The 6,432-nt window shown below is 31.0% G+C and carries 4 protein-coding genes and 2 pseudogenes; 3 read left to right on the forward strand and 3 right to left on the reverse strand.

The window, feature by feature from the left end; genetic code table 11:
- Positions 1-358 precede the first annotated feature (358 nt).
- Positions 359-1,459, reverse strand: a complete 1,101-nt coding sequence (gene dprA, locus V5787_RS00095; RefSeq protein ID WP_336891260.1) for a DNA-processing protein DprA — start codon at positions 1,457-1,459, stop codon at positions 359-361.
- 94 nt (positions 1,460-1,553) lie between these two features.
- Here dprA and V5787_RS00100 point away from each other — a divergent pair, with 94 nt between their 5' ends.
- The 3 genes and pseudogenes from V5787_RS00100 to V5787_RS00110 form a co-directional block, all read left to right on the forward strand.
- On the forward strand, positions 1,554-2,453 hold the full coding sequence (locus V5787_RS00100) for an SPOR domain-containing protein (protein ID WP_336891261.1): 900 nt from the start codon (positions 1,554-1,556) through the stop codon (positions 2,451-2,453).
- Between the two features lie 730 nt (positions 2,454-3,183).
- A complete protein-coding gene (locus V5787_RS00105) occupies positions 3,184-4,587 on the forward strand; it encodes a GH92 family glycosyl hydrolase (protein ID WP_336891262.1) in 1,404 nt (467 codons plus the stop codon).
- A 35-nt stretch (positions 4,588-4,622) separates the two neighbouring features.
- Positions 4,623-5,519, forward strand: a pseudogene (locus tag V5787_RS00110) (glycoside hydrolase family 92 protein); the annotation flags it as partial.
- Between the two features lie 209 nt (positions 5,520-5,728).
- On the opposite strand, the gene V5787_RS00115 reads toward V5787_RS00110, so the two are convergent.
- Both V5787_RS00115 and V5787_RS00120 read right to left on the reverse strand, forming a co-directional pair.
- Positions 5,729-6,241 carry an ATP-binding protein gene (locus V5787_RS00115; protein ID WP_336891263.1) on the reverse strand — a complete coding sequence of 171 codons (513 nt, stop codon included), beginning with the start codon at positions 6,239-6,241 and terminating at the stop codon, positions 5,729-5,731.
- Between the two features lie 62 nt (positions 6,242-6,303).
- Positions 6,304-6,432 (reverse strand): annotated as a pseudogene (locus V5787_RS00120) (IS1595 family transposase); the annotation flags it as partial.

The following is a 6,432-nucleotide window of genomic DNA, read 5'->3' on the forward strand; positions in this document are numbered from 1 at the left end:
GAACTGGAAATAACTCGACGTAGGAGAGTTATTCTATTTCAATAATGCCACGAAATAAAATCAATATTATAATCACTATATTTGAGTATTGAATCACTAAAAATTATTAACGCTTTGTTGCGTTACAACCTTGAATCCAAGGCTTTCTCCAAAGAAGCTTCAAGAAAAAGAAAGAACAACGCAGCACAAAAGTATTAAATTTTACTTAAGACAACACTAAATCTATTGAAAAATCTGAAAATAAGGTGTTGCGGAAGAGGCTTAAAGCTAGATGGAATCAAGATTATCTATTAAAAGTGCTAAACATAAAAGTGTAAGTTTACCCTGCAATTACTGATCACAATTTGTGATATCTACGTTATACAATTTCAAATATTTTCCCTGGTAATGCCTTCAATAAACCTTTCATCTCCAATTGAAATAAGGTAGACGCAGTTTTATGAACCAAAATCCCACAATCAAGAGCAATAATATCCAATAGTTCACTCTGTCTTTGTTTTAAAAAATCTATAATTATTTGCTCATCATCTGTCAACTCCACAAATAATTGTGGCTGAATCACTTTTGCTTGTTTTTGCCTTGTCCATCCAAGCATTTCTTTTAAATCATCAGCAGAAGTAATCAAGGCCGCCTTATTCGTTTTTATTAGATTATTACACCCTTTACTATATATATCAGAACTTCTACCAGGCAAAGCAAATACATCTCTAGAATAAGAATTAGCAATGGTTGCAGTTGCCAAAGAACCTCCTCTTGCTGCTGACTCAATAACTACTGTAGCCTGTGAAATACCAGCAACTATCCTGTTTCTTTTTAAAAAATTTTCCTTTAGAGGAGTCTCTTTAGACCAAAACTCAGTTAAAAAACCCCCGTTTTCATAAACCTTTGCCATATACTTTTTATGAATTTTCGGGTAAACCTGATCAAATCCATGTGCAAACACAGCTATAGTTTGCAATCCATTGTCCAAAGCCGCCTTATGAGCACAAATATCTACACCATAGGCAAAACCACTTATAATAGTAGGGTTACAATCCTTTAAACCAGAGATTAATTCTTTACAAAAATCACGACCGTAGTTGGTCATATTTCTTGTCCCAACCACACTGATAATATTTGAATTATCAAAATCGAACTCTCCATCTTGAAAGAGTAAAAAAGGACCATCAATACAGTTTTTTAAATTATTAGGGTATTTTTTATCCTGAAAATACAAGGGTTTGATATTATTACTTCTAATAAATGATAATTCTTTTTCTGCTTGTTTCAAACATTCAGGGTCAAACAAATTCTTAATCAAAACTGCTCCGATTCCATTGATTTTACTCAAGGTGTTTTTACGTTCCTTAAGCACACTTTTTGGACTTCCACAAGTCTCAATTAACTTTTTTGCATTGATATCTCCAATGCCTTTGGCTCTTTGGAGCGCCAAGGCATATAGCAATTCTTCCTCTTTCATGACATAACGATTTGATATACAAGTTACAAAAAAATGTTCATAATTTTTTCATAACATGGCTAGACTCGTCTAAGAATTTATTTATATTTGTTCTATGCAGTTATCAAAGTACATCAGCGATTTATTATACCGTTACGAATGTGTAATCGTACCAGGTTTTGGAGGTTTTGTTTCAAGTACAATTTCATCAACAGTCAATCATTTTACACACACTTTTAATCCACCATCAAAAATATTGAGCTTTAATAGCCAATTAAAAAGCAACGATGGGTTATTAGCTAACTATATAGCTGCCTCTGAAAATATTTCTTTTGAACAAGCTGTTTCCAAAATTGAACTAAAAGTAGCTCAATGGCAAAGTTCTCTTAAAAATGAAAACATTCAATTAAACGCAATTGGAATACTCTCATTAAACAAAGAGAATAAAATTCTCTTTGAACCTATTGAGACTATCAATTATTTAGCCAGTTCTTTTGGCTTAGAAAACTTCCAATCTCCCTCTATAAAGAGATCAAAATACAACCAAAAAATTACTCAACTAGAAACTACAGAATACAGAAAATCGCCAAGTTATTTAAAATACGCAGCAACAATTGCCGCATTTTTAACCATTGGAGCTTTAAGTTGGAATTCAATTCATCAAAAACAAACATTAATCTTAGCTGAAAAAAATCAAGAAATCGTTTCTAAAAAAATACAAGAAGCTACTTTTATTATTAGCAATCCTTTACCTGAAATCAACTTAGATATTGTTAAAAAAGAACTTCCCAAAAAATTCCATTTAATTGCAGGTGCCTTTGGAGAAAAAGGCAATGCTCTTAAAAAAGTAAACCAATTAAAAAGAAAAGGTTTTAATGCTCAAATAATCGGCATTAACAAATGGGGATTGACACAAGTAAGTTTTGATAGCTATACAACCCGTAAAGAAGCTGTTGAATACTTACAGATTATCAAAAAAAGCATTGCAAAAGATGCTTGGTTATATATTAAATAAGATTATTGGAAGTTTTGTTTTCATCATGTAACTATTGAAAAACCTATTTTTTTATGACTTATGAAAAATTAGTACATGACAAAAACACAATTCATTAACCACCAATAAACAAAGCAACTAAAACAAATCTAATACGCTTTTTTTTATGTAGTTGACTCAGGATATTGATTCATTTTTCTAATAGGAAAATCAATGCTAGTAGTTAAATTAATGAACTTATTTCAGTTTTCAACGCATCTTTCTAAGGAATTTTAATTTGGTAAGAGTAAAACTTATAGCCCTATTTATCAGGGCAGAATCATACTTTTAAATTTAATGTTTCTAACAAATAAAAGACTACAGAAACCAACTTCACAATATAATAGATATCCTCCTTATTGGAATAATTCCTGTGATTTGTGGAGCAGAAACAGGGAAACAGAAAGTACTCGTGAATTTAAATACAGTGAAAAATCTACAGAAAAAACCAGTCCCAAGAACACAAAAAAAGTAAAAACAACTTGATAGATAAAATGGATATACTGGTGTAGATCCCTACTATAGTCACTGAACATCTTAAAAACAAAGACATACAATATACTGTATAATGACGTTACAAAATAGCCGAGTTAATAATAAAGGAGCTTCAAAATAAAAAAACAGAACAAAAATATTTATATTTGACTAAAGCTAAAAAAGAGAACACAACACTTATTCTCATAGACTCAACATTAGAAATAATTGAAGAAATATGAAAAATACAATCCTATTTATAGGGTTAATTATTCTTGGCTCATGTAATGAACAAGGTTCAAATACAAAACCTAACATTACTTCAACAATTAAAACAGACTTTACCCAATACGTAAATCCGTTTATTGGAACTAGTAAGATGGGGCATGTTTTCCCAGGAGCGACAGCTCCATTTGGAATGGTTCAATTAAGTCCACAAACTAATTTTGAAGCAATGTTTAAAGAAGATGGAAGCTACAATAGTAAAACATATGAATATTGTGCTGGCTATCAATATCGAGATTCAACGATAATAGGCTTTTCTCATACAAATTTAAGCGAGACTGGCCATGCTGACTTAGGCGATTTTCTGGTTATGCCAACTACTGGAGCTCTAATTCTAGATCCTTTAATAACTAAAGATGGAGAAAAGGGTTTTTATTCCTCATTCTCACATGATAAAGAAGAAGCATCTCCTGGTTATTACAAAGTAGATTTAGACAGCTACAAGATAAAAGCTGAATTAACGGCGAGTGAGCGTGTTGGCTTCCACCAATATACATTTCCCAAATCTGATTCCGCTCATATCATCTTAGATATGGTGTATAATATTTATCATCACGACAATAAAAACATATGGACTTCCATTCGTGTAGAAAATGATTCGCTAGTAACAGGTTACAGACAAACAAAAGGCTGGGCTAGAGACAGAAAAGTATTTTTTGCCATGCAATTTTCAAAACCTTTTAAAAATTATGGTCATAAGAAATATGAGCATGTTAAATACGATGGATTTTATAGAAAGTTCAATCAAAAAGAAAATTTCCCTGAAATGGCAGGAAAAGATATTCGTGCATACTTCAATTTTGACACTAAAGAAAATGAAAAAATCAATATTAAATTTTCTTTATCTTCTGTGAGTACTGCTGGAGCATTAAAAAATTTAAATGTCGAAATTCCGCATTGGAACTTTAATAAAACACATGAAGAAACGAAAGCTAAATGGAATAAAGAACTTTCTAAGATTGAAGTAACCACATTAAACACGGGTGATAAGGAAATTTTTTATACCGCCATGTATCACACGAACTTATCCCCTATTTTGTATGAAGATGTGGATGGTCAATACAGAGGGTTAGATCAAAACATTCATCAATCAGAAAATTTTACAAATTATACTGTTTTTTCACTTTGGAATACTTACCGAGCTTTACATCCATTATTTAACATTACACAACCAGAACGTAATAATGACATGATAAAATCTATGTTAGCACATCATGATCAAAGTGTACATAATATGCTCCCTATTTGGAGTCATTATGCTAACGAGAATTGGTGTATGATTGGATATCATGCAACCTCTGTTATCGCTGATGCTATGGTTAAAATGTTGGATATTTTGATCAGAAAAGAGCTTTAAAAGCTTCTGTAAACACTGCAAATGTACGCTACTTTGATGGATTAGGAGATTATATAGATTACAAATATGTTCCTGACGATAAAAGCAACTATTCTGTTTCTAAAACATTGGAATATGCATACAATGATTGGTGCATTGCGCAAATTTCTGAGCAAGTAAACAATGACTCAACAAGAGAAGAGTTTATGAAACGTTCGGAATACTACAATAATGTTTACGATCCTAAAATAGGATTTATGCGACCTAAATTAGCGAACGGAACTTTTAGAGAACGTTTTGATCCAATGGATACACATGGACAAGGATTTATCGAAGGGAATGCATGGAACTACGGATTATATGTGCCTCAAAACATTGACAAGATGATTTCTATGATGGGGGGTAAAGAACAATTCTCTAAACATCTAGACTCTCTATTTACAATTGATATTGAAGAGAAATATATAGCCAAACATGAAGATATTACACGTGATGGAATCATTGGGAATTATGTTCATGGAAATGAACCTGGACATCATATTCCATACTTATACAATTGGACTGGTCACCCAGAGAAAACACAAGAACGTGTACGTATGATTATGAAAACTATGTATGCGCCTACAGTTGATGGGCTTTGTGGGAATGATGACTCAGGTCAAATGAGCGCGTGGTATGTTTTTAGTTCTTTAGGATTTTACCCAGTAACACCTGGCTCTCCCTATTATGCGCTAGGTAGTCCTTTAGTAAAAGATGCCAAATTACATTTAAACAATGGAAATGAATTGATAATCATAGCTAAAAATCAAAGTAAGGAAAATGTATATGTGAAAAACGTTACGGTTAATGGTAAAAAACTGAACGGATTATTATTGTCACATCAAGAGATGATGAAAGGTGGGACAATTATTTTTGAAATGAGTAATTCATTCATTGATAAAAAAACAGACTAACTATGCCTAATCCTCCTTTTTAAGGTGGTTAAACTTATAAGTTAATGCATTATTTATATAGATTAAATTTAGAATTAGGAGTTTTATTTTCCAATTCAATCTGTCTTCTTTAATTTTTATACTTTGGTTTTGTCATAATTCAAATATAAAATATTTATAGGGTAAAAAAATCATCACAATAAAGGTAGACACTCCATGTACTTAGGTTTTCACTCATTAATTAAAATGCCATTTTTCAATTCTATTTCAGATGGTTTTTCAAACCAATTTTCCATAAACTCAAAATTCTCTTGAGTAACCTCAAATTCAAAAGTTTTTCCTTTTTCATTATTACGTTCAAATATTCTTTTCAATCTAGTTTCTTTTGAAATATTCAAAAAATGAATCTTTATCTCAAAATTATTAATTTTAGCAAATTTCCTAAATTTTTCTCGATGTTCAAATTTAGATAAACCCAAATCAAGAATAGAATCTCTTTCTGTTCTTTCAAGCTGTAATATTAAACTTGAAATGATAGTTTCTACTCGTTCAATTCGTTCAAGAAACCATTCAAGTCCGTCTTTGTCTATTTTATCTGGAAGAAATAATATATTATTCCATTTGTCAATTGAGAAAATAATCCCTTTAGTTTTCTCTTTTAATTTGTTTGAATAAGTTGTCTTTCCAGAACCTGTATTTCCTACAATCAAATGAATCATTTCCCAATGTTTGGCAACTCCCAAGTAACGATTTGTTTTACACCGAAACGAGAAGTAATTTTCGTTTAAAAATAAAAATAACTGAGCTATACGCCTAGTGTCTGTTTTATATTTTTTTGATATTTAGGTTTTTGTAGTACCATTCTAAGAATTGTTTTATGAAAAATGGATTCTTTGTATTGTGACCTATTAATTCTAAAACAAAATTCATCAAA

It is taken from the genome of Flavicella sp. (assembly GCF_037132785.1).
Taxonomy (GTDB): Bacteria; Bacteroidota; Bacteroidia; order Flavobacteriales; family Flavobacteriaceae; genus Flavicella.